Origin of the sequence: Paraburkholderia sp. CNPSo 3076, assembly GCF_026343935.1 — a bacterium.
GTDB lineage: Bacteria > Pseudomonadota > Gammaproteobacteria > Burkholderiales > Burkholderiaceae > Paraburkholderia > Paraburkholderia nodosa.
Window position 1 is genome coordinate 267,931 of the sequence record NZ_JAPMAL010000016.1, and the last position, 20,254, is coordinate 288,184.

23 protein-coding genes are annotated in these 20,254 nt (G+C 63.9%); 3 read left to right on the forward strand and 20 right to left on the reverse strand.

Annotated elements, in window-relative coordinates:
- Positions 1–28 precede the first annotated feature (28 nt).
- Entirely contained in the window at positions 29–1,294 is a 1,266-nt protein-coding gene (locus M3A49_RS20235) for an EAL domain-containing protein (protein WP_266230425.1), read from the reverse strand.
- A gap of 509 nt (positions 1,295–1,803) precedes the next feature.
- Between M3A49_RS20235 and M3A49_RS20240 the strand changes: the two genes are divergently transcribed.
- Entirely contained in the window at positions 1,804–3,471 is a 1,668-nt protein-coding gene (locus M3A49_RS20240) for a Na+/H+ antiporter (RefSeq protein ID WP_266230427.1), read from the forward strand.
- A gap of 88 nt (positions 3,472–3,559) precedes the next feature.
- Here M3A49_RS20240 and M3A49_RS20245 read toward each other — a convergent pair whose 3' ends face one another.
- The 7 genes from M3A49_RS20245 to M3A49_RS20275 form a co-directional block, all read right to left on the reverse strand.
- The gene (locus tag M3A49_RS20245) at positions 3,560–4,864 is read right to left on the reverse strand and encodes a solute carrier family 23 protein (protein WP_266230429.1); all 1,305 of its coding nucleotides are present in this window, start codon (positions 4,862–4,864) and stop codon (positions 3,560–3,562) included.
- 373 nt (positions 4,865–5,237) lie between these two features.
- Positions 5,238–5,873 carry a DUF2239 family protein gene (locus M3A49_RS20250; protein WP_266230431.1) on the reverse strand — a complete coding sequence of 212 codons (636 nt, stop codon included), beginning with the start codon at positions 5,871–5,873 and terminating at the stop codon, positions 5,238–5,240.
- Between the two features lie 90 nt (positions 5,874–5,963).
- On the reverse strand, positions 5,964–6,572 hold the full coding sequence (locus M3A49_RS20255) for a GGDEF domain-containing protein (RefSeq protein WP_266230433.1): 609 nt from the start codon (positions 6,570–6,572) through the stop codon (positions 5,964–5,966).
- A complete protein-coding gene (locus tag M3A49_RS20260) occupies positions 6,572–7,324 on the reverse strand; it encodes a cache domain-containing protein (protein ID WP_266230435.1) in 753 nt (250 codons plus the stop codon). The genes M3A49_RS20255 and M3A49_RS20260 overlap by 1 nt, the downstream gene beginning before the upstream one ends.
- Before the next feature lie 330 nt (positions 7,325–7,654).
- A complete protein-coding gene (locus M3A49_RS20265; RefSeq protein ID WP_266230437.1) occupies positions 7,655–8,434 on the reverse strand; it encodes a DNA-binding domain-containing protein in 780 nt (259 codons plus the stop codon).
- Positions 8,431–9,288: a DUF692 domain-containing protein gene (locus tag M3A49_RS20270; RefSeq protein WP_266230439.1), complete on the reverse strand. Its 858-nt coding sequence runs from the start codon at positions 9,286–9,288 to the stop codon at positions 8,431–8,433. Before M3A49_RS20270 ends, M3A49_RS20265 begins: the two co-directional genes overlap by 4 nt.
- 31 nt (positions 9,289–9,319) lie before the next feature.
- Complete coding sequence (locus tag M3A49_RS20275; protein ID WP_028201731.1) at positions 9,320–9,574, reverse strand: DUF2282 domain-containing protein; 255 nt, start codon at positions 9,572–9,574, stop codon at positions 9,320–9,322.
- 275 nt (positions 9,575–9,849) lie between these two features.
- On the opposite strand from M3A49_RS20275, the gene M3A49_RS20280 reads away from it, so the two are divergent.
- Positions 9,850–10,158: a DUF4148 domain-containing protein gene (locus tag M3A49_RS20280; RefSeq protein WP_266230441.1), complete on the forward strand. Its 309-nt coding sequence runs from the start codon at positions 9,850–9,852 to the stop codon at positions 10,156–10,158.
- A 274-nt stretch (positions 10,159–10,432) separates the two neighbouring features.
- On the opposite strand, the gene M3A49_RS20285 is transcribed toward M3A49_RS20280, so the two are convergent.
- A complete protein-coding gene (locus M3A49_RS20285; RefSeq protein WP_254352628.1) occupies positions 10,433–10,726 on the reverse strand; it encodes a hypothetical protein in 294 nt (97 codons plus the stop codon).
- A 161-nt stretch (positions 10,727–10,887) separates the two neighbouring features.
- Here M3A49_RS20285 and M3A49_RS20290 point away from each other — a divergent pair, with 161 nt between their 5' ends.
- Positions 10,888–11,334 carry an SRPBCC family protein gene (locus M3A49_RS20290; protein ID WP_254352629.1) on the forward strand — a complete coding sequence of 149 codons (447 nt, stop codon included), beginning with the start codon at positions 10,888–10,890 and terminating at the stop codon, positions 11,332–11,334.
- 45 nt (positions 11,335–11,379) lie between these two features.
- Here the strand turns inward: M3A49_RS20290 and ggt are convergent, their stop codons facing one another.
- From ggt to M3A49_RS20345, 11 genes are all read right to left on the reverse strand, one after another.
- Positions 11,380–12,972, reverse strand: coding sequence for a gamma-glutamyltransferase (gene ggt / locus M3A49_RS20295; RefSeq protein ID WP_266230445.1), 1,593 nt, complete (start codon positions 12,970–12,972; stop codon positions 11,380–11,382).
- A 68-nt stretch (positions 12,973–13,040) separates the two neighbouring features.
- Entirely contained in the window at positions 13,041–13,841 is an 801-nt protein-coding gene (locus M3A49_RS20300) for an amino acid ABC transporter ATP-binding protein (RefSeq protein WP_266230446.1), read from the reverse strand.
- 1 nt (position 13,842) lies between these two features.
- Positions 13,843–14,610 (reverse strand): amino acid ABC transporter permease, encoded by a 768-nt coding sequence (locus tag M3A49_RS20305; protein WP_266230448.1) that lies wholly within the window; start codon positions 14,608–14,610, stop codon positions 13,843–13,845.
- Positions 14,611–14,625: 15 nt separating this feature from the next.
- Entirely contained in the window at positions 14,626–15,444 is an 819-nt protein-coding gene (locus tag M3A49_RS20310; protein ID WP_266230450.1) for an ABC transporter substrate-binding protein, read from the reverse strand.
- A gap of 62 nt (positions 15,445–15,506) precedes the next feature.
- Positions 15,507–16,295: a GntR family transcriptional regulator gene (locus tag M3A49_RS20315; protein WP_266230452.1), complete on the reverse strand. Its 789-nt coding sequence runs from the start codon at positions 16,293–16,295 to the stop codon at positions 15,507–15,509.
- Positions 16,296–16,394: 99 nt separating this feature from the next.
- Complete coding sequence (locus M3A49_RS20320) at positions 16,395–16,619, reverse strand: SymE family type I addiction module toxin (protein WP_266230454.1); 225 nt, start codon at positions 16,617–16,619, stop codon at positions 16,395–16,397.
- Between the two features lie 94 nt (positions 16,620–16,713).
- Positions 16,714–17,067 carry a helix-turn-helix domain-containing protein gene (locus M3A49_RS20325; protein ID WP_266230456.1) on the reverse strand — a complete coding sequence of 118 codons (354 nt, stop codon included), beginning with the start codon at positions 17,065–17,067 and terminating at the stop codon, positions 16,714–16,716.
- A 999-nt stretch (positions 17,068–18,066) separates the two neighbouring features.
- Positions 18,067–18,660, reverse strand: a complete 594-nt coding sequence (locus M3A49_RS20330) for a type VI secretion system amidase effector protein Tae4 (RefSeq protein ID WP_266230457.1) — start codon at positions 18,658–18,660, stop codon at positions 18,067–18,069.
- Positions 18,661–18,740: 80 nt separating this feature from the next.
- Positions 18,741–19,037 carry a hypothetical protein gene (locus M3A49_RS20335; RefSeq protein WP_254352636.1) on the reverse strand — a complete coding sequence of 99 codons (297 nt, stop codon included), beginning with the start codon at positions 19,035–19,037 and terminating at the stop codon, positions 18,741–18,743.
- A 272-nt stretch (positions 19,038–19,309) separates the two neighbouring features.
- A complete protein-coding gene (locus M3A49_RS20340; protein WP_266230459.1) occupies positions 19,310–19,870 on the reverse strand; it encodes a hypothetical protein in 561 nt (186 codons plus the stop codon).
- A 12-nt stretch (positions 19,871–19,882) separates the two neighbouring features.
- The coding region (locus tag M3A49_RS20345) for a transposase (RefSeq protein WP_266230461.1) at positions 19,883–20,254 on the reverse strand (372 nt) is incomplete at its 5' end.

Here is a 20,254-nt window from a genome sequence, read left to right on the forward strand (position 1 = left end):
GGAACACGACATGATCGCAGATGCACGCCTACTCGAACCAGTCGATGTCGCCGCATAGCACGCACAGGCGCTCGTCCACCGGCACCGCCATCGAAAGCGTGAGGCATGGCAGCGCCTCGTTGATCGACAGATACGGTCCGGTCACGTGCACGCGCCCCGGCGTGACGAGCGCCGTGCGGAAGTACGGCCTGCGCAGCCAGCTTGCGCCTTGCGCGTCCTCCAGCGGCAAAAAGCGCGCATCGCGCTCCGCGCGATCGACGCGCAGCACCACGTTGCGGCCCGCCTGCCTGCCGTTCGAATCGAGCAGATAGCAGCGCGCCGCATGATCGAGCGCGAGGAAGTTCCAGCACACCTCCTCCATCGATTCGCCAGCCGAAAGCCGTTCGGCCGCGCGCTCGAACGCACGCAGATAGGGCACGAGACGATTCGTCTCGCCGCGCTCGCGCGTTTCGGTCTGCTGACGAAAACGCTCGGTCGCCTCGGCGATCACGCCTTGCGCCTGTGCGGCATCGGCGAGTCCGGGCGCGGGCCGCGCGAAGAAGAAGCCCTGCACGAAGTCCGCGTTGCACGCGAGCGCGAGCTGCGCCTCGTGTTCCGTCTCCACGCCTTCGATCAGCACGAGCTTGCCCGCGTCGTGCAGCAGCGCCACGAGCGCGGGCAGCGTCGCGGCCATGTCGGCGCGATGCTGCGCGTGCATGAGCATGATGCGGTCGAGCTTCACGATGTCGGGATTGAGCTGCCACACGCGGCCAATATCGACGTTGCCCGCGCCGAAGTCGTCGAGCGCCACGAGAAAGCCGCGCTCGCGAAACGTCGCCACGGCCTGCGCGAGGGCGTCGAGATCGGTCGCCTCGTCCTCCAGCACCTCCAGCACGACGCGCCGCGGCGCAATGTTCAGCCGCCGCAGGTTCGCGAGCAGCGCCGCCGAGTGATACGGCTCGATCAGCGTGCCCGGGTGGACGTTGAGAAAGAGCCACTCGCGCTCCGCGCCGAGCAGCGCGAAGTTCTCCAGATGCAGCCCCTGGGCGAGCCGGTCCACCAGCAGCGCTTCGCCCACGCGCGCGGCGTCGCCGAACACGTCGAGCGGCGAAACCGGGCGGTCGAGCGGATCGTGCGCGCGCAGCAGCCCTTCGTAGCCCACCGCACGCATGTGCGAGAGGCTGAACACCGGCTGGAACACGCTCGTGAGCGTGAGGTCGCCGTGGTGTGCGCTGTAGCGCTGCAGCCCCGAAGTGACGCTGAGATCGAAGCCGTGAGGGGCCACGGCTGTTTTGTCCTGTTGCTCTGTGATCATGCCATCCTCTAGCGCGTAGGAAGGACGCTGCAGTCCGCGCAGCCTCTGCACGGCCCGCGCTTGTCCTCCAGAGCCTGATTTTCGTTGCGTCACAGGTGGGATCAAGCAAGGTCCGTGCTCGCTCGCACTGCGATCTGGCACGCATCGGGGAATGCGTTCGCGCCCATCGCGTGCGCAGCGATTGGGCACGCCATGCACCACGCGAGATATCGCACGGCGCACCGATATCGTGCGCCTTTCCGCGCGCCTTTGCTTCAATCGTGGCGCACACAAGGCGGACAAATTGCCGCATTTGCGGCAAATATCGGGCTCGTCATGCATTTGCCCTGCGCGCTTCGCGGCGGCTTACAGACGCGTCAGGCTACACTGTCCCGTGACCGCCGCGCCCCTCTCTAATGCGCGCCAGAACGCAGTGCCGCACCGCGCGTGAAAAGAGGCGTCTGTCCCCCTCTTCAACGCTTCCCCGCCTGGTCCCGTTTGGCCCCGTTTGGCCCCCGCTACGTTTTTCGATGGACATTCTCTTCACCGTTCTCATTCTGCTGCTTGCTGTCGCCGTGTCCGGCATCGTCACGCGCACCGTGCCCCTCAAGCTGCCGTTGCCGCTCGTGCAGATCGGCATTGGCGCGCTGCTCACGTTTCCGCTCGTGAACCCGCACGTCACGTTCGATCCCGACATCTTCATGGCGCTGTTCATTCCGCCGCTGCTGTTCGCGGACGGCTGGCGCATGCCCAAACGCGAGTTCTTCATGCAGCGCCGCGCGATCCTCATGCTCGCGCTCGGCCTCGTGCTGCTGACGGTCGTCGCCGTCGGCTATTTCGTGCACTGGCTCGTGCCGCAGATCTCGCTGCCCGTGGCGTTTGCGCTCGCCGCCGTGCTCTCGCCCACCGACGCCGTCGCGCTCTCGGGCATCGCCGGCAAGGACCGCATTCCCGCGCAGCTCATGCATATCCTCGAAGGTGAGGCGCTGATGAACGACGCCTCGGGCCTCGTCGCGCTCAAGTTCGCCGTGGCGGCCGCGCTCACCGGCTATTTTTCGCTGCGCTCGGCGGCGCTCAGCTTCGTCGTGATCGCGGCGGGCGGTCTGGCGCTTGGGGCAGCGATCGGCTGGCTCTTCAGCTTCGTTTCGGCACGCTTTCTCAACATGACCGAAGAGGGCGACCCCGCGCCCGGCGTCGTGCTCACCTTGCTGATTCCGTTCGCGGCGTATCTGTTCGCCGAGCACCTCGAGGTGTCCGGCGTGCTCGCGGCCGTTTCCGCGGGCATGACGATGAATTTCACGAGCGTCGCGCACAAGGGACCGGTGTCGGCACGCGTGCGCGCCACGAGCACCTGGTCGATGATCGAGTTCGTCTTCAACGGCATGGTGTTCACGCTCCTCGGCCTGCAGTTTCCGGGCATTCTCGGCAAGGCGCTGCTCGACGCGCACCACACGAGCAACGTGCAGATGCTGCGCCTCATCGGCTATATCGCCGCCGTGCTCGTGGCGCTCTACGCCATGCGCTTCGGCTGGGTGTGGCTGCTGCGCTGGGTGGCGAGCCGCGGCGCCGCGCGTCACGGCGTGACGAACGCGGTGCCGGGCCTGCGCACCGTGGCGATCACCACGGTGGCGGGCGTGCGCGGCGCGGTGACGCTCGCGGGCGTGCTTTCGCTGCCCGTGGCGCTCGCCAACGGCAGCCCGCTGCCCGGGCGCGACAGCGCCATTTTCATCGCGACGGGCGTGATCCTCGCCTCGCTGCTGGTGGCGATCGTGGGCCTGCCGCTCCTGCTGCGCGGCGTGCGGCGCGGCGCGCAGGGACCGCACGCGGCCGAGGAGCGCGCGGCGCGCATCCAGGCGGCGCAAGCGGGCATCCGCGCCGTGGATGCGGTGCACGAAAAGGTGAGCGAGGATCTCGACGAATCGCAAGCCGCCTACGCCGCCGACACGACCGCGCGCGTGATGGACACCTACCGCCGGCGCCTCGCCTCGCTCGACGCCGACCGCGACCGCAGCGCGAACGCGCGCCGCTCTGACGCGCTGGAACTGGAAATGCGCCTCGCCGGCATGCGCGCCGAACGCGCGACGCTGCTCAAGCTGCGCAACCAGATGCAGATCAACGACGAAACGCTGGTGAAGCTGATGCGCGAAGTCGATCTTTCGGAAACCGCGATGACGACGCGCGGGCGCAATCGCAACTGAGCGCGCGCCTCGCGCAGATCGGAAAAACGAGAGAGGGAAAACGCGGCGCCGAGAACCGGCGCCGCATATCGCGCTAAGGCGGTGAGGCTTAAACCGCCGCTTCCTGCGCCGGTTTGCGGCGCAGCAGAGCGTAGAGAATGATCGCGCCAAACGTGGCGGTGCCGATGCCGCCCAGCCCGAAGCCGCCGAGCTTGAGCGAGAAGTCGCCCGCGCCGAGCACGAGCGTGACCGCGGCGACGATCAGATTGCGGTTGTCCGAGAAGTCCACCTTGTTGACGACCCAGATACGCGCGCCCGTCACGGCGATCAGACCGAACACGACGATCGAGACGCCGCCCAGCACCGGGCCCGGAATCGTCTGAATGACGGCGCCGAACTTCGGCGAGAAACCGAGCACGAGCGCGATGACCGCGGCGATCACGAACACGAGCGTCGAATAGATTTTCGTCACGGCCATCACGCCGATGTTTTCCGCGTAGGTCGTGACACCCGTGCCGCCCGCGAAGCCCGAGACGATCGTGGCGAGCCCGTCGCCGATGAACGCGCGGCCCACATAGCGGTCGAGGTTGTAGCCCGTCATCGCGGAAACCGCCTTGATGTGGCCGAGGTTCTCCGCCACCAGAATCACGGCGATCGGCACGAGCAGCGTCATGGCGTGCGGGTCGAACACCGGCGCGGTGAACTTCGGCATGCCGAACCAGGCGGCGTTCCCGACGATCGAGAAGTCGATCGGCTTGCCGAGGCCCATGCCGTTCGTGACGATCGCGTAGATCACATAGGCGATCAACAGGCCGACGAGAATCAGCAAACGCTGCAGCGTGCCGCGCGTGAAGACCGCCACGCCGCCCACGCAGAGCACGGTGACGATGGCCATCCACGAGTCGAAGATCGAGCCGCTCACGCCCTTCACCGCGATGGGCGCGAGATTCAGTCCGATCACGCAGACGATCGCGCCGGTCACGACCGGCGGCATGAGCGTTTCGATCCACTTGGTGCCGACGGCCGAGACGAGCAGGCCGATCAGCGTATACGCCACGCCGCACGCGATGATGCCGCCGAGCGCGACCGGAATGTTGGGATTGGGGCCCTGCCCGCCGTAGCCCGTCACGGCAATCACGAGACCGATGAACGCGAAGCTCGAACCGAGATAGCTCGGCACGCGCCCGCCCACCACCACGAAGAACAGCAGCGTGCCGACACCCGACATGAAAATGCACAGGTTCGGGTCGAAGCCCATGAGCAGCGGCGCGAGCACGGTCGAGCCGAACATGGCGACGACGTGCTGCACGCCCATGGCGAACATCTGCGGCCAGGGCAGGCGCTCGTCGGGGGCCACGACGCTGCGGGCGTCACCCGTCTGCGCGCGCCAGCGGGGGAAATAGGAGTCGGACATGGATTCCTCTTGTCGGCGTGATTTGCGGTTTTGGTTCTGGTTTTGATTGTTGGCGCGCACGCATCGATGCAACGGCCGCCCTTGATGCAGGTCAGGCGGGAGTGTACGGAGCCGCAATCGGCGTGGCAAGCCGGATGTCGGGCGTCCGAGACCACCGCGGCAGCCGTCGACGTGAGTTATGAAGTCAACACCGAATGGAGTTTCAGACTCCTCCTATATTGAGGGTGGGTTGCCGGATTTAGACTGGCCTTGCTGCGTGACCCCCACGAGAGTTCATGCAGAGTTTGTAAGTTGTAAACTCTCCGACTTCCCCGCTCCTGCTCCCCGCTGGAGCGGTTTTTTTTTGCCCGCGCAATTTGAGCGCTTCGCCCGTTCAGGCGAATGCGGCTTCCGCCAGTTCCCGCGCATAGTCGCGCACGTCTTCCGGCCAGGGCGCGTTAGCCGTTTCGAAGCGGCTGCGCTCGCCCGCATAAAGCGCGCGCAGCGCCTCCTCGTAATCCGGAAGATTGCCCGCCAGTGCAGTCATGAAGCGGTGCGCGGCTTCCTGGGCCGCGCGCACGCGTTCGCGTGCCTCACTCGCATGGCGCGCGGCGTCCACGAGTCGGCGCAGCACCACCGAGGCCCCGCCAGGCTGCGCGCCGAGCCAGTCCCAGTGGCGCGGCAGCAGCGTCACCTCGCGCGCCACCACGCCAAGCTTCGGGCGGCCGCGGCCGCGCGGTGCGTCGTCCGGGGCTGCTTCGTCGACGACGTTCGGCGCGGCTGCACTTTCCGCACGGCTCGCCTGCGCGACGATGCGCGCCTCGATGTCCTGTTCCGTGCCGCGCAAATCGAATTCGACCGGGCGCGCGTCGCGGTCGTCGAAGACCAGCACCGGCGCGCCGTTTTCGTTCCCGTTTTCATTCACTTCGCGCTCGAGTGCCGCCTTGACCGCCAGCGCCACCTGAAGCGGCGCGCCGCGCGCGATCAGGCGCGTGCCCGCAAATGCCGTACAGCCGTTCGCCACCACCATGGTGTTCTCCTTCTTGATACCCAATGATGAGCGAATATTATCCGGGTAAATTACATTGCGCAATATCATCCGGGTGAAATTTGATTGCGGTCAGCCGGAGCGGCCTTCGACATCCGCGCCGCGCGTGTCGTCGGTCGTGGCGGGCAGCCACGCCGCCACGCGGTTGCGGCCCGAGCGCTTGGCCGTGTAGAGCGCCGCGTCGGCGGCGTCGGTCAGCGCGCGCCAGTCGGCAAACGCGCTTTGGGTCGTGCAGGCCACGCCCACGCTCGCCGTGAGCACACCGTTCGGGCTGCCGGCGTCCGGCACCGCCAGCGCCTCGATCGCGGCGCGCACCTTTTCGGCCAGCGCGAGCGCCTGGGCCTCGCCCGTTTCGGGCAGCAGCAGCACGAACTCCTCGCCGCCATAGCGCGCCGCACAGTCCGCCGCGCGGCGTGCGTGTGCGCCGAACGCGTGCGCGACGGCCGCGAGCGCGTCGTCGCCCGCGAGGTGGCCGTAGCGGTCGTTGTAGAGCTTGAAGCGGTCCACGTCGAGCAGCACGAGCGCGAGCGGGCTGCCCGAGCGGCGTGCGCGCGCCCATTCGTGGTCCGCGCGGGTTTCGAACGCGCGCCGGTTCGCGAGCGACGTGAGCGCGTCGGTGCCCGCCTGCACGCGCAACTCCGCCTCCACCGCGCCACGCCGGCGCAACTGACGCGTGAACATCAACCGCTGTCGATCGGGCCCAGCGAGAAGAACCCGTCAGCCTGCGATCGCTGGAAACGCTGGAACAGCGCGGTTTCTGCGACGCTTTTGCCGATCAGCGCCGGATCGTATGGGCGGCGCATGAGCAGCGTGCCGTCGGCGAGCATGAGCGCCACCGTGCCGTTCGTGCCGATGTCCACGCCGCTGAACAACTGCCGGAAATAATCGAGCTGCATCGTGCCGACCACCACGCCCGCGAACGAGCCGTCGGGGTTCGAGAGACGGCGGCTCAATCCGATGGTCGCGTTGGCCGGCCCGTCGCGCGGAATGAACGGGTGGCTCAGAAAGAGGCCCACGTGCGCCGAGTCGCGCTGCGCAATGAAATAGTCGCGGTCGGCCACGTTGAGCGCGCGTGGCGGCACCGAGCGCGAATCGAACACCACGTCGCCCGCCGCGTTGGTGACGAAGATCGCGCCGAGATTCTTCGCCGTGGCCGAGCGGTCGAACAGCAGGTTCTGGCGGATGTCGGCGGGGAGCGAGGCGAGCCGCGGATCGTCGATGGCGTCGACGACGGCCTGCAGCGAAAGGTCGTAGACGTCGAAATTGCGCGCCGTGTCGCGCTCGAAAAGCAGCGCCATATTGGAGGCGGAAGCGCGGGCGCTCGCGAGCGCGTCGTGCCGCATCTGCGCCATGACCCATGCGGCGATCAGCGTCAGCGCTGCGGCCAGCGCGATGCCGATGGCAAGCACGGCGTTCGGTCGGCGGATCATCATCTCGGGCCTTCGGGGGCTGGCCTTGCAGTGGCGCCGGTTGCCGGGCGCTTGCCTGCGCCCGACCGTGGACGATGCCCGACGCCGCGCGCGCCGGGATGCAGTCGAGTGTATAACGGCCGGCGGGCGCATGTTGCGCGTATGCATTCATCCTCGCATGCCGCATCAGGCGTGGCTATGCGGGCAAGTCCCGTCGAGGGTGGCGTTTGGAGCGCGGCTCGATTTTTCGCCCTATTCTCCTGAATAAAGTGCGTTTCGAGAGGCGTGCGTTTTGTTAGTCTGGATTCCTCTGCTTTATGGCGAGTCTGCGTATGCGCTTGTCATGCGGCGTGGTCAGTTGTCGCGCACGCCAACGATGGCGCGCGCCTCGATCCACGCTCGCCACTGGCCGCCGAAATCGAAAGCCGGGTCGATGTCGAACGCTTGCGCAAGCGCGTTGTCGAGCGTGGCGCCGTCGCGCAGCGCCACAAACGCCGCGTGCGCGGCGTGCGTGTGCACGAGCGCCGTGGGCCGCCATTGCGGCCGGACCACGAGCGCCCACGACGGCACATCCACACGCGCAGGCCAAACGCCGCCCGGCTGGTGTGCCCGCCAGATCGCCATGGCATCGAAGCGTAAAGCGAGCGCGGCGCACGCGGGATGCACCGCGAGACGCGCTTGCGCAAGGCGCTCTGCGCCGAGCGCTTGCCATTGCTGCGCGTTGAGTGGCGTGGCGTTCGCTGCGTAACTGGCTGCGTGCAGCGCCCATTCGAGTCGCGCGACATCGCCGAAATACGCATAACGTGCGTCGGTCTCGTAACGCTCGATGAATTCGGGCAGTTGCGCGCCGAAGCGGTTCAGATCGGCATCGCGCGAAGGATGCGCGCGCGCATAGGCTAGCGCGAGTGCGTCGAACCAGGTCTCGCCGGTCAGGGCCGCGAGCAGCGGATACGCGTTCGCGAGCGCAAGCCGCCGCGCCGCGCGCACGTTGCCGCGATACAGGCCCATGCGCTCGTGCACCAGCGCGGCATCGGCGGGAAGCAGCTCGCGAGTGAGCGCCGCATCGACCCCGGGATCGTCCAGTGCGGCGGCGAAGGCTTGTTGCGTCGCTTCGAGCGTGTTGCGCACCGTCATGAGCGCAGCTCGGTTGCGTTGCGCGCGTGCTTCGCGAAACGTTCGCGCGCGAGACGCGCCTCGTCGAGCAGCACTTCGAGCGCCGGCACCGCCGTGTCCCACTCGATGAGCGTGGGCGTCGCGCCAAAGCGCTCGAGCGCGGCCTCGTACAGCGACCAGACCGCTGGCGCGACGCGCGAACCGTGATCGTCGATCACGGCAGCGGGCGTCGCGCGATGCCCCGCCAGATGAATCTCTCCGACGATCTGCGGCGGCAGCATGGCCATGGCCGCCAGTGCATCCTCACCGTGGTTGCATTGATTCACGTAAAGATTGTTCACGTCGAGAAGCACGCCGCAGCCCGTGCGCTGCGCGAGCGCGGCGAGGAATTCGGCCTCGCCGTAGCTATCGTCGCGAAATCGTACGTAGGTCGAAACATTTTCGATCAGCACGGTACGGCGCAGCGCGTCCTGCATCTGCGAGACGCGCGCGCTCAAGTGATCGAGCGAGGCTTGCGCGAGCGGCAGCGGCAGCAGATCGTGCAGCGCGCCTTGCGCGCTCGCGCCCCAGCAGAGATGCTCGGAGACGACAGCGGGGTCGATGCGCGCCACCAGCCGCGCGAGCCTCGCGAGATGCGCCGTATCGAGCGGCGCAGCCGAGCCGAGCCCGAGCCCCACGCCGTGCAGGCTCACCGGCAAATCGCGGCGCACGGTTTCGAGCACGTGCAGGTCGTAACCGCCTTCGCCGAAGTAGTTCTCGCTGTGGACTTCGATCCAGTCGACCGCAGGCGGCCCCGCCATGAAGGCCTCGTAATGCGCGTGACGCAGGCCAATGCCCACGCCACTGAGTGCGCCTGGCGCGCTCATCTTGCGCATCCCGCGTTGCGCGCCGCCTCAACCGCGAGGCTCATTTTTCCGGCATGCCGCCAAGCTTCTCGCACGTGCCCTTCGGCATGGTCTTGAAGTCGCCCTTGTCGTGATCGACTTTGGCCTGGCCCGCGCAGTCGTGCACGCCGGTCTTGCTCGAACAGTCGTTCTGGCCGGCCTTCGCGACGCCGTAGCAATTCACGGTGTCGTCCGCCTGGGCCACGCCCGCGCCGGCCGTCGCAAGACCCGCGAGCGCGGCGGCGATCAGCGCCTGGCGGCCGAGAGAGTTCTTCATGGCGTTTCTCCTTGAACTTCGAAATGGGTTTCGCAGTAAGCGATCCGGGGTATGCAGCCGCCGCAACGCGCGGCCCTGGGCGCCCTATTTTGCCTCACCGGGCCACGCCCGGCGCGTCTGAAGCACCGAAGATCGACGGAATTATTGCAATCGCAGTAATGATGTTTGCTGGATTGCGGTATTTTTCTTTAAAGTGCACTGCAATAAAGTGTCATCAACGGTTCGAACAACACGATTGTTACGGATCGACAACATAATTTTCGGAGGTTGTTACCATGAAGAATCTGATTGCTGCTGCACTCGCCGCTACCGTCCTCGCCGCTCCGGCCCTGTCGTTCGCACAAGCCGAGCAAGCGCCCGTGACGCGCGCTCAAGTTCGCGCCGAACTGGTTCAGCTGGAAAAGGCCGGCTACCGCCCGAATCTGTCGAGCCCGTACTATCCGGAAGACCTGCAGGCTGCCCAGGCGCGCGTCGCCCAGCAAAACGGCGCAGCAGGAGCCACGGCCTACGGCGCATCGACGAACGGCAGCGCCCAAGCCGGCACCCGCGCACCGAACATCAAGCCGACCTACTTCGGCCAGTAATCGCGGCTCACACGTGGTGCCGGCGCACTACGCGAGCAACGCCTGGCGGGCCCGCTCTCCCGATTGGGAGAGAGCGGGCCCGCCGTTCATTTCTGCGCCGCGCGTGCAACGCGCGCGGCAGAAGTAAGCGGCACGCCCACGAAAACCTCCGCCGCCGGAAATCCGGTGGCTTTGCCCGGACTGCGGTCCGGGCCTTTTTCCTCCTTCCCTCTCGCGACGCATGCGGCCCGCTTTTTAGCGCGGGCCGCGCGAGCAGGCGGCGCGCTCGCAGGGCCTAAAAGCCGTGGGTGACGAGCGAGAGCACGGAAAGATCGGGGTGCGTGCCGTCGATGATGCTGCGGCCCACATGCACCGCCTCTTCGGTGGCGTCCTGCTCGCTGCGCCAGGTTTCGTCGCCGTCCGCGTGATACGTGACCGTGTGGCCCGGCTTCGAGGGATTCGCGCCGGGATGGCAAACGTAGGCCGTATAGGTGTAGCGGTTCGCGCCTTCGTCGGCAGGCGTAGCGCTAACGTGAATCTCGAAGCCTTCGTAGTCGACCTGATGCATCGCAAGCGGTTGAGCGCTCATGGTGACCTCCGGGTGCCGCGGGGTTAGCGGCTGCGGGCTATCCGGCCGATAGGTATGCGGCCAGGTGTTCGGTATTGATTCGGTATTGGGAAGTTTAGGCGATGGGTCCCGGGCGGGTGGCCTACTATTGCAGGGCGATCCACCACCCTGGGAGCTTACACATGGCATCGAACACCGTCCGCCTGCATCGTGTGCTGCGCGCGCCGCCCGAGCGCATCTATCGCGCCTTTCTCGACGCGAGCGCAGTCGTGAAATGGCTGCCGCCCAACGGCTTCACCTGCACGGTTCATGAACTCGACGCGAAAGTCGGCGGCCACTACCGGATGTCGTTCAAGAATTTCACGGCCGGCCACGGTCATTCGTTCGGCGGCGAATATCTCGAACTCGTGCCGAACGAGCGTTTGCGCTACACCGGTGTGTTCGAGGATCAGCACCTGCCCGGCACCATGCAGACGACGGTGGAACTGCGCGCGGTGTTTTTCGGCGCGGAAATGACCGTCGTGCAGGAAGGCATACCGGAGATCATTCCGGTCGAGGCGTGTTATCTGGGCTGGCAGGAGTCGCTCGCGCTGCTCGCGAAACTGGTCGAAGCCGAGATCAAGCAGTAACGAAAAAGGGGCGCTCGCGCCCCTTCTTTTCGACCGTGTGCTGCTTCAATACCCGAGCGCGCAGCCGTCCTTGCGATGATCGGACGCGCCGGTCAACACGCCCCGCTCCCAGTCGATGCGGATCGCCTGCGAACCGCCAATCGGTCCGGCAGCGGGCACGAGCCTGAAGCCGCGATCCGCGAGCACCGCGCACGCGTTGGCGGGCAAGGTCGATTCGATTTCCACGGTGCCCGTGCCCGGGCGCGGAAAGACACGCGGCAGATCCATCGCCGCCTGCATGTCGAGGCCGTAATGCAGCACCTTCGAGAGAAAGTGCGCGTGCCCCATTGCCTGATAGTGGCCGCCCATCACGCCGAAGCTCATTTGCACGCGGCCGTCGCGCGCGACCATCCCGGGAATGATGGTGTGCAGCGGACGTTTGTGCGGCGCAATCGCGTTGGGGTGTCCTGGCTCGACCGAGAAGCTCATGCCGCGGTTGTGCAGCATCACGCCGGATTCCTTGCCCATCAGCCCGCTGCCGAATGGATAGAACAACGAATTGATGAAGCTCACGCAGTTGCGGTCGCGATCGACGACGGTGATGTAGACCGTGTCGCGGTGCTCGACCTGGGTGAGCGCGGCGGCTGGGTCCAGAACGCTTTCGAGGTCGATGCGGCTGCGCAGGCTGTCCACGTAGTCGTCGGATAGCAGGCGATCGACATCGACGCCGCCATGGCGCGGGTCGCCTAGCACGGCGTCGCGTACTGCGTAGGCGAGCTTCGCCGCCTCGATCTCGCGATGCAGACGGTCGGGGTCGAGCGGGCTGCCTTCGGCGTCGTATTTGTCGAGCAGACGCAGCAACAGCAGCGCGATGACGCCCTGCCCTGCCGGCGGGCATTCGATCACGTCGTAGCCGCGGAATTTCGCGCGAATCGGCGTGACGTATTCGCCGCGGAATTCTGCGAAATCTTCCAGCGTGTGCAAGCCGCCGTGCGCCTGAAGCTGCGCGACGAGATCGGCCGCAACGGCGCCGCGGTAGAACGCATCGCGGCCCGTTTCGGCGATGGCGCGCAGCGTATTCGCGAGGCGCGGTTGACGGTGCGTCGAGCCGGCGCGCGGCGCAGCGCCATCCACGAGCATGGTGGTGCGCGCTACGGCGTCGCGCGAGAGCGTTTCCACTTCTGCCGCCCAGTCGCGCGCGGTGCGCGGCGCGACGGCGTAGCCTTCTTCGGCGAGACGGATGGCCGGAGCCAGTACGTCGCGCAGCGGCAAATCGCCGTGATCGCGATGGAGCGTGGTCCATGCGTCCACCGCGCCCGGCACCGTGACGGCGTGCGGCGAATGACGCGCGATGGTTTCCACGCCCATGGCGCGCAGATGCTCGGCGCTTGCTGCAGCGGGGGCCCAGCCGGAGCCGTCGTAGGCGATCACGTCATCCGTGCCGCCGCGCGAATAGAGCGCGAAACAGTCGCCGCCTATGCCCGTCGAACCGGGTTCGACCACGCACTGCACCGCGCACGCGGCAATCGCGGCATCCATGGCGTTGCCGCCGGCGGCGAGAATCTGGACGGCGGCGAGCGTCGCGCTCGGGTGCGAAGTCGCAGCCATGCCGTTGCGAGCCATGACGAGCGAGCGGCCCGGCGTTTCGAAGTTACGCATCGAAGCGTTCTCCTCTTTGGTGTCCTGACGATGTGTTATTTCACGTGACGCAGCATTGCGGCTGATGCCTACGCAGATGCAGGCATGGCAATTCGCAACGTGCGCTTCAAGAACGTCTGCGTACGCGGATGCGAAGGCGCGGTGAAGATGCGCTCGGGCGGTCCCTCTTCGATCAACTCGCCCTGGTCGAGCACGACCACGCGATCGGCCACCTCGCGAGCAAAGCCCATTTCGTGCGTGACGACGACCATCGTCATGCCGTCTTCCGCAAGCTCCTTCATCACCTGCAGCACTTCGCCGACGGTTTCCGGATCGAGCGCGCTCGTGGGCTCGTCGAAGAGCAGCACCTTTGGCTGCATGGCAAGTGCGCGGGCGATGGCGATGCGTTGCTGCTGGCCGCCAGAAAGCTGCGACGGATAATGGTCGGCGCGGTCGGCAAGACCCACGCGGGCGATCAGCGCCTTTGCCTGCTTGATCGCCTCTTCGCGCGGCATCTTCAGCACGTGGATAGGCGCCTCGATCACGTTCTCCAGCGCCGTCATGTGCGGAAACAGATTGAAGCGCTGGAACACCATGCCGATATCGCGGCGCTGCCGTGCGAGCTGGCGCGCGGAATCGCGCACCAGCGTACCGTTCGGGCGCTCGACAAACCCGAGCAGATGGCCGTTCACGCGCACCCGCCCGCTGTCGTACGAATCGAGCAGATTGAGGCAGCGAATGAAGGTGGTCTTGCCCGAGCCCGACGAGCCGATCAGCACCACCACTTCCCCCTTCGCGACGCTCAACGATATGCCGTTGAGCACCTTGGTCGGGCCGAACGACTTGTGAATGTCCGACGCCTCGATGACGATTTCGCGTGCTTCGTTCATGTCAACGCCCCCGCAGCAGTTTCATCGTTTGCGCGCCGAACAGACGCGTATTCGCAGCCGGCTTCGCCTCGCCGCGGCCGAAGTGCGCTTCGAGCCGCCGCTGCACGAAACCCCAGAGCGTGGTGAGCGCGAGGAAGTAGATGCCGAGCACGAGATACAGCTCGAACACGCGGAAGTTCACCGAGGTGATCATCTGCGTGCTGAGCAGCAGTTCCGGCACGCCGATCACGCTCACCAGCGTGGTGTTCTTGAGCATGACGTTGAACTCGTTGCCGAGCGGCGGCACGATCACGCGGAACGCTTGCGGCAGCACGACACGGCGCATGAGCAGCACGGAAGACATGCCAAGCGAGCGCGACGCTTCATACTGCCCACGATCCACCGAACTCAAACCCGCGCGAATGATCTCCGCCTGATAGGCCGCCGAATTCATGCCGAGCGCAAGCACGGCCGCCTGAATATTGCCGGGCAACGAGATGATGCCGAAGTCGAGATCGTGAAAGTGAAAGATGTTGGCCGCGGCAAACGCGGTGTACAGGAACACGATCTGCATGAGCAACGGCGTGCCGCGCATGACCCAGATATAGCCGCGCGCGAGACACTGCACGGGCAGACTCGACGAAAGCCGCATGAGCGCGACGATCAGGCCGAGCGTGGCGCCGAACGCGATCGCGCAGGCGCTGATCGAGAACGTGAGCCACAAACCGTGCAGATACGCCGGGCTCGGGTCCAGCAGGAATTTCCGGAAGATTTCCCAACTGAAATTCATGGCGTCACCCCGCGCTCACAGGCGATCGTTTTCGAGCTTCCAGGTCGCGAGCATCTTGCCGTAGCGATCGCTCTTCACGAGATCGGCCACGGCCTTCGCCACCGCCGGTGAAAGCGGCTCGCCCTTGCGCGCGCCAATGCCGGTCGCGATGCGATTGAAGCCCGGCACCGCCTCCTCGAACATGTCGCCCGAGACCTGCTGGAAGTGCGCGGCGCTTTCCGACGTGGTGCCGTAGGCATCGACCTGATTCAGGCGGAAGGCCTGAAATGCATCGGCGTCCGAACTATAGACAACGATGTTCATGGGCGGCTTGCCCGCAGCCTTGAGCTTCTCGTTCTCCTTGTCGAGCAGCGTGCCGATGGTCGTGCCGTTGAGCACCGCGACCTTCATGCCCGAAAGGTCGTCGAGCGAGCGCACGTGGCGCGGGTTGCCGCGCGGCACCATGATCGACTGGCTCGAATACATGTAGTCGACGATGTCGATGATCTGGCGACGTTCGGGCTTGTCGAAGAGCTGGCCGATCACGAGATCGCATTGCTTCGCCTGCAGCGCCGGAATCTGCCCGCTGAAGGACATGACCTTCCACTCGACCTTGAGATTGCCGAGCTGCTTCGCGACGTCGTGCGCCACGTCGACGGAGAAGCCGCGCGGCTGCTGATTTTCGTCGTAGGACGCGAGCGGCGGCGCGTCCATGCTCGAACAGTAAGTGAGCGTGCCGCCTTTCACGAGACCCAGATCGGCGGCCTGCGCCGCGGAGACGCCGGCAACCTGCGCGAGGAGCGCGAAGCCTGCGCAGGCGGCGAGACGAAGACGCTTGAACTGATTTGCTGACATCGAGAGGCTCCTGGCTGAATGTGAGCTGCTTGAAGTACGACGACAGTTAGGACGCCGACGCGTTACGCTCGTGACGCGGGCGATTCGAGGAACTTGATGATCTGGGGAACGGTTGATTCGAGGTGCTCGCGCAGCGCCTGCTCGGCTTGCGCGGGGTCGCGGGTGCGCAGCGCGTCGATGAGGACCTGGTGGGCGTCGCGTGCGCGTTTGCGTCTGAAGGTGGCCTGCTCGATCCACAGGCGCATGGGGCCTTCTATCAGCGTGTAGAGCGAGTGAATCTGCTGGTAGAGGCGCGTGCGGCCGCTGATTTCACACAGGTATTCGTGGAACGCACAGTGGCGCTGGACCCAGGTGTCGGTGTCGCCTACGCAGGCGTCCATGTCTTCCAGCAGGCGTTGGAGCTTCGTGAGATGCGCTTCGGTGCAGCGGGGAGCGGCGAGGCGCATGGCCAGGCATTCGAGCGCGATGCGCATGTCGAAGATGTCCTGGACTTCTTCCACGGTCAGGCCGCGGACGATTGCGCCTCGGTTGGGGCGCTGGATGATCAGGCCTTCTGTGTGCAGTCTTTTTAGCGCCGCCCGCACTGGCATGCGGCTCATTGAGAGTTCTTCGGCAACCGTTTCGGCGACGATGCGCTGGCCTGCAGCGTAGCGGCCTTCGATGATGGCCTCCAGGAGGAAGCGGTAGGCCTCTTCCTCGGCGGTTAAGGCCAGACCGGCTGTGCTGCGGACGTTGGTAGCAGGCATTTTTGTGCGCTTGATCCGTTTTGTGCGGTGCGGAAGGATGCCATCTCGGTTGCTAAGTCGTTGGGGCAGATTACTCCAAGTGGATTTGTGGATCCAGTCTTTCAAAAAAGATTTGGTGATGGGGCTGCGGAAGGCGTGAAGGCCACGAACCCTGTGGGTTCGTGGCCTTCTTTGTGGGGTGCGGGCTTTGGTCTGACGGGCGGATCAGTCTGGGGTGATCACCAGCCTTTTGTCTTCTACCGTGATTCGGACGCGCTGGCCTGGTTCAAAGCCTGCGACTTCGAGCCATCGGCCGGAAAGCTTGAGCCAGGGGTAAAGCGGCGGGTCATTTCTTGCCCGCGAGCTGGACCTGCGGTACCGCCAGGACTGCTGGATGGTTACGCGGCGGTCGGGATGTGCGTGCGATGCATTAAGATTGGCGTCAGCCATGGTCAACTCCTGTGTTGAGTTGGTTTTGGTTAGCGGGCCTTGAGTGCTGGTAACACTCATGGCCCGCGCTTCGTTTACTGGATTGAGACTCCTACTACTTCCGCGCCTGTGCGAGCACGGTGTCCAACATTTGTGAGACGAACTGCTGTTTGGGCTTGGGGAGTTGTTCGATTGCGGCGATCTGACGTTGTAGGCGGGACATTGATCTGTAGCCTGCAACCGGCATGCCGAGCGGCTTGCCCAACAACTCATCGACAGTGAGCATCAACAGCTCCGCTATCATGGGCAACATGGACGCCGGAACGCGTGAGCGCCCGCCTTCATAGTGAGCAAGCGTCTGTTGGGCGATACCGAGCGCTTCGCCCAATTGCTGCTGAGTCAGGCCGTGCGATTTGCGCGCGCTGACGATGCGCTCCCCAAGCTCGCGGAAGAATTGTTCATCTTTCATGTTCGGGCCTCGCGGAAGAGCGTGCTAGCCAACGCCGAATATACAAGGATGATTGGTTAGGTCATTCTATAGAGAATCGGAGTACGAAGTACTGGATTTCTCTTATCTGAATTTTCTTTTTGTGTTTATTTGACTCAAGACAGATCGATGATGTGCGACAGACCGAAGATCCGCTCTTGAATGAAAGCACACTGTGAGTATGGTTCCCGTTACTGCAACGTTACTGAACAGTTCTCCTCTACATGGCAGCTCTCTTGAAGCGCAGCGGTCAAAACCAGAGACGCGGTTATGCGACGAAATCTAACGCATACAGTGTGATCGTCATCGCCATCACACTGCAGACCCCACCCGCCCATTTGCGTGCGGACCATTTCTTCCACGCTACTGCATTAAGAATGGCGAGACAAATTGCTGGTCCCAGTAGATACGTGATGAGAAAGGGCAAGGTCCACCAAGGGACAGCGCATTTTCCGAGTTCGTGGCAACCGCCAGCCACAGCATTCGGGTGCATAGTCCAATGGAAATACTTCAAGACGTGCAGACACACCCACGTTAGGGCGAATCCAGAGAAGAACCCCAGAAGGCTAACGAGACACCTTGTCAATTATCTCCCCCAAAAGAAGATATCTCTTGCTTCCAAGCCATGATCAACTGACGATCTGTGTCATTGTCAAGGCCACACTGCGGCGTAAAAGCCAAAGTAATAAAGGACCGTGAAAGTGGCGAGCAGGGCTATCGAGATGAGGCGTGAGGATGCAACGGCATTAGCTTCTTTGAATCCAGCGATAGCCCATAGAAAACCAGGCCCAACAACGAACGCGGCAATAGCTATGTAGCCCCAAGACGACACGTTGCAGTGCTCGATATCCCAACACTCGTGCCAACTGGTACTAACTAGTGGTAGTGATAGTTTCCGCGACAATTTACTGAACCACAACGCTGACTGCCATGACAATAGAAGTCCGACAGACAGGTAAACGATCGATAGGGCGACACGCTTCACTTGATTTCCCAAAAGAGAATTTTCTTAGCCTTTCCCAAGTCTGCATACCACGCGGAAGATACACCCAAGGTAAAGCGCATGAACGAATTCACACGACCCTCCATACCTGGCGATGTCAGCTTTTTCCCGTTCCATAGATCAATATGATCTCCGGTTGTTTGACCATTCTTGTCAGTTTTACGCGCCCAATATCCCGAAAAAAATACAATCCCCGTACGGCCCCGAATTTTTTCTTGCCAGTCGCTCCCCGTGATGTCCTCCGGCGTCGGAAGACCGGCGAAGGGTTTCAGGTTTAGCCAGTGCGCCATTTCGCTAGCACGTAGCGCCGTACGCTTGCCATCGATGCGGATCTGTCCTTCGCCGCGGAAGGACTTCATCTCAACACCTACATTGTGCAACGCAATGCTTAGTCGAATCGCACATTGATTGTCGGCATATGGCGGCACCTCACCGGTCTTTGAATCGCGGAATGGATCTTCCTCGTCCGGATACGCTGACCATAGCTCCTGGAATGAGATGGCCCTTAGCTGGACCTCTTTTATCGATCCGGGCTTCGAATTCGTCTGAACTTGTGTTTTCTTATTCGGCATTACTTCCATCCTCGTGGCTCATGGCTTCACTGCTTCAAGGAATCGTGTTGCTGTCGGCGTAGGTGTGAAGCAGACACCCGCTACCACCTATCCAGATCCGCCTGTTTCGCCAGCGCTTCGTCGCCCCAATAGACCGTGTATCGCTCTGCTTCCCTTGTAGCGATGCGGGGAAGAAGCCCGCTCGAATCAACACGGCCGCTGTAGACGCCGCCGGAGTCCGTTTCGATGTAGTAGGGATAACCGGAAAGCGAGGCGCGAGCCATAACGCCGCGCACCTGTTCGTCGTAGTCCAATGTCGACGTGGCGGCGCTCGATGGGCTGACCAAACCTTTACCAGTCAGTGCCACCGCCTGTTCCCCGGTGAACGTCATGCTCATTCCGCGCTCCGCGTAAAACACGGGCGACGGTTCGCAACCACATATGTTGATATCGCCGCTAAGTGCCCATTGCTTTCCGTTTGATGCAGTGCCCGGCCAGCGCGGCCCGCGTGGGGCAATGTAGCCTTCCTGTTTGCACGCGGAACAGTACGTCGACATACCAAGCGTCGCGATCTGAACGCTTGGCGGTGGATTGGAACAGGTGCAGTCATCTAGCCCCTGAGTAATCACCGCGCTCCCCGCGCGGTCTCCTTTCGCGAGAAAATAGCGAATCATGCGCGCTCACTCTCACGCTTGATCAGGGATTCTGTTACGGGTTCGTAGGTGTCGGGATGGGCGCCGCCGGCGCGCTCGGGGCTATGCGTGATGGTGTCGCCGTTATCGAGCGTGCTGCCGACGTAGGCCAGTTGCGCACACGCGCGATTTGCTCTAAGAGCGAGGCCGCTCGTAATGCGTGCGGTGGTACCATCTGGATAACTAATCAGATCGCCGATTTGCCCGACCCTTATGTCTTCGCCATTGCTGCGCCATTTGCCTCCAGGCTCGCGCAGAACCCCGCCACGTGCGGTGGTGGAGCCGGATAGTGCGAACCGCCAGCATGGCTTGGGCGGCGGCGGCACATAGAACGGATCGAATAGGCCTGCCGGCTTTTCACCTTCGGGAACAAACAGGCCAGATATCTCACCCTCCCACGGCGTGGACACGATCCGATCGCCGTTGCTAAGGTGACTGCCGACCAGCGCGGCGGACTTCCCGTCATCGACAAACAACGAGCCCGCACCGTCGATGATTGCTGCTTCGCTAGCATCGTTATAGGTGACGACATCTGACACTAGTCGACTGCGTCATTGAAATGGCACTGGTCGAATTCGCCGCGATGGATCGTCATACTTCCATTTAATCGGCTTGGGATTCTTGTTGTGCTCGCGGATATAGCGCATCAGCTTGCGCTCCAGATCCTTTACCGTGGTGAAGATACCTCGCGCAATCACGTCGCGCTGGATGCGCGAGAACCAGTTCTCCACCTGATTTAGCCAGGAGGTATAGGTCGGCGTGTAATGCAACCGCACGTTTCGGTGTTGCCGCAGGAACTCTTGCACGCGCGGGGTCTTGTGGCTGCTGACGTTGTCGCAGATCACATGGATCTCTTGTTTGGGCTGCTGGCTGGCGATAACGTCGGTGAGGAAGGCCACGAACTGCTCGCTGGTATGGCGTGG

Bases quoted from the DNA above. Each gene is read 5' to 3' on its own strand.
- M3A49_RS20235 (WP_266230425.1), bottom strand. From the start codon at position 1,294: ATGATCACAGAGCAACAGGACAAAACAGCCGTGGCCCCTCACGGCTTC.
- M3A49_RS20240 (WP_266230427.1), top strand. From the start codon at position 1,804: ATGGACATTCTCTTCACCGTTCTCATTCTGCTGCTTGCTGTCGCCGTG.
- M3A49_RS20245 (WP_266230429.1), bottom strand. From the start codon at position 4,864: ATGTCCGACTCCTATTTCCCCCGCTGGCGCGCGCAGACGGGTGACGCC.
- M3A49_RS20250 (WP_266230431.1), bottom strand. From the start codon at position 5,873: ATGGTGGTGGCGAACGGCTGTACGGCATTTGCGGGCACGCGCCTGATC.
- M3A49_RS20255 (WP_266230433.1), bottom strand. From the start codon at position 6,572: ATGTTCACGCGTCAGTTGCGCCGGCGTGGCGCGGTGGAGGCGGAGTTG.
- M3A49_RS20260 (WP_266230435.1), bottom strand. From the start codon at position 7,324: ATGATGATCCGCCGACCGAACGCCGTGCTTGCCATCGGCATCGCGCTG.
- M3A49_RS20265 (WP_266230437.1), bottom strand. From the start codon at position 8,434: ATGACGGTGCGCAACACGCTCGAAGCGACGCAACAAGCCTTCGCCGCC.
- M3A49_RS20270 (WP_266230439.1), bottom strand. From the start codon at position 9,288: ATGCGCAAGATGAGCGCGCCAGGCGCACTCAGTGGCGTGGGCATTGGC.
- M3A49_RS20275 (WP_028201731.1), bottom strand. From the start codon at position 9,574: ATGAAGAACTCTCTCGGCCGCCAGGCGCTGATCGCCGCCGCGCTCGCG.
- M3A49_RS20280 (WP_266230441.1), top strand. From the start codon at position 9,850: ATGAAGAATCTGATTGCTGCTGCACTCGCCGCTACCGTCCTCGCCGCT.
- M3A49_RS20285 (WP_254352628.1), bottom strand. From the start codon at position 10,726: ATGAGCGCTCAACCGCTTGCGATGCATCAGGTCGACTACGAAGGCTTC.
- M3A49_RS20290 (WP_254352629.1), top strand. From the start codon at position 10,888: ATGGCATCGAACACCGTCCGCCTGCATCGTGTGCTGCGCGCGCCGCCC.
- ggt (WP_266230445.1), bottom strand. From the start codon at position 12,972: ATGCGTAACTTCGAAACGCCGGGCCGCTCGCTCGTCATGGCTCGCAAC.
- M3A49_RS20300 (WP_266230446.1), bottom strand. From the start codon at position 13,841: ATGAACGAAGCACGCGAAATCGTCATCGAGGCGTCGGACATTCACAAG.
- M3A49_RS20305 (WP_266230448.1), bottom strand. From the start codon at position 14,610: ATGAATTTCAGTTGGGAAATCTTCCGGAAATTCCTGCTGGACCCGAGC.
- M3A49_RS20310 (WP_266230450.1), bottom strand. From the start codon at position 15,444: ATGTCAGCAAATCAGTTCAAGCGTCTTCGTCTCGCCGCCTGCGCAGGC.
- M3A49_RS20320 (WP_266230454.1), bottom strand. From the start codon at position 16,619: ATGGCTGACGCCAATCTTAATGCATCGCACGCACATCCCGACCGCCGC.
- M3A49_RS20325 (WP_266230456.1), bottom strand. From the start codon at position 17,067: ATGAAAGATGAACAATTCTTCCGCGAGCTTGGGGAGCGCATCGTCAGC.
- M3A49_RS20330 (WP_266230457.1), bottom strand. From the start codon at position 18,660: ATGCCGAATAAGAAAACACAAGTTCAGACGAATTCGAAGCCCGGATCG.
- M3A49_RS20335 (WP_254352636.1), bottom strand. From the start codon at position 19,037: ATGAGCATGACGTTCACCGGGGAACAGGCGGTGGCACTGACTGGTAAA.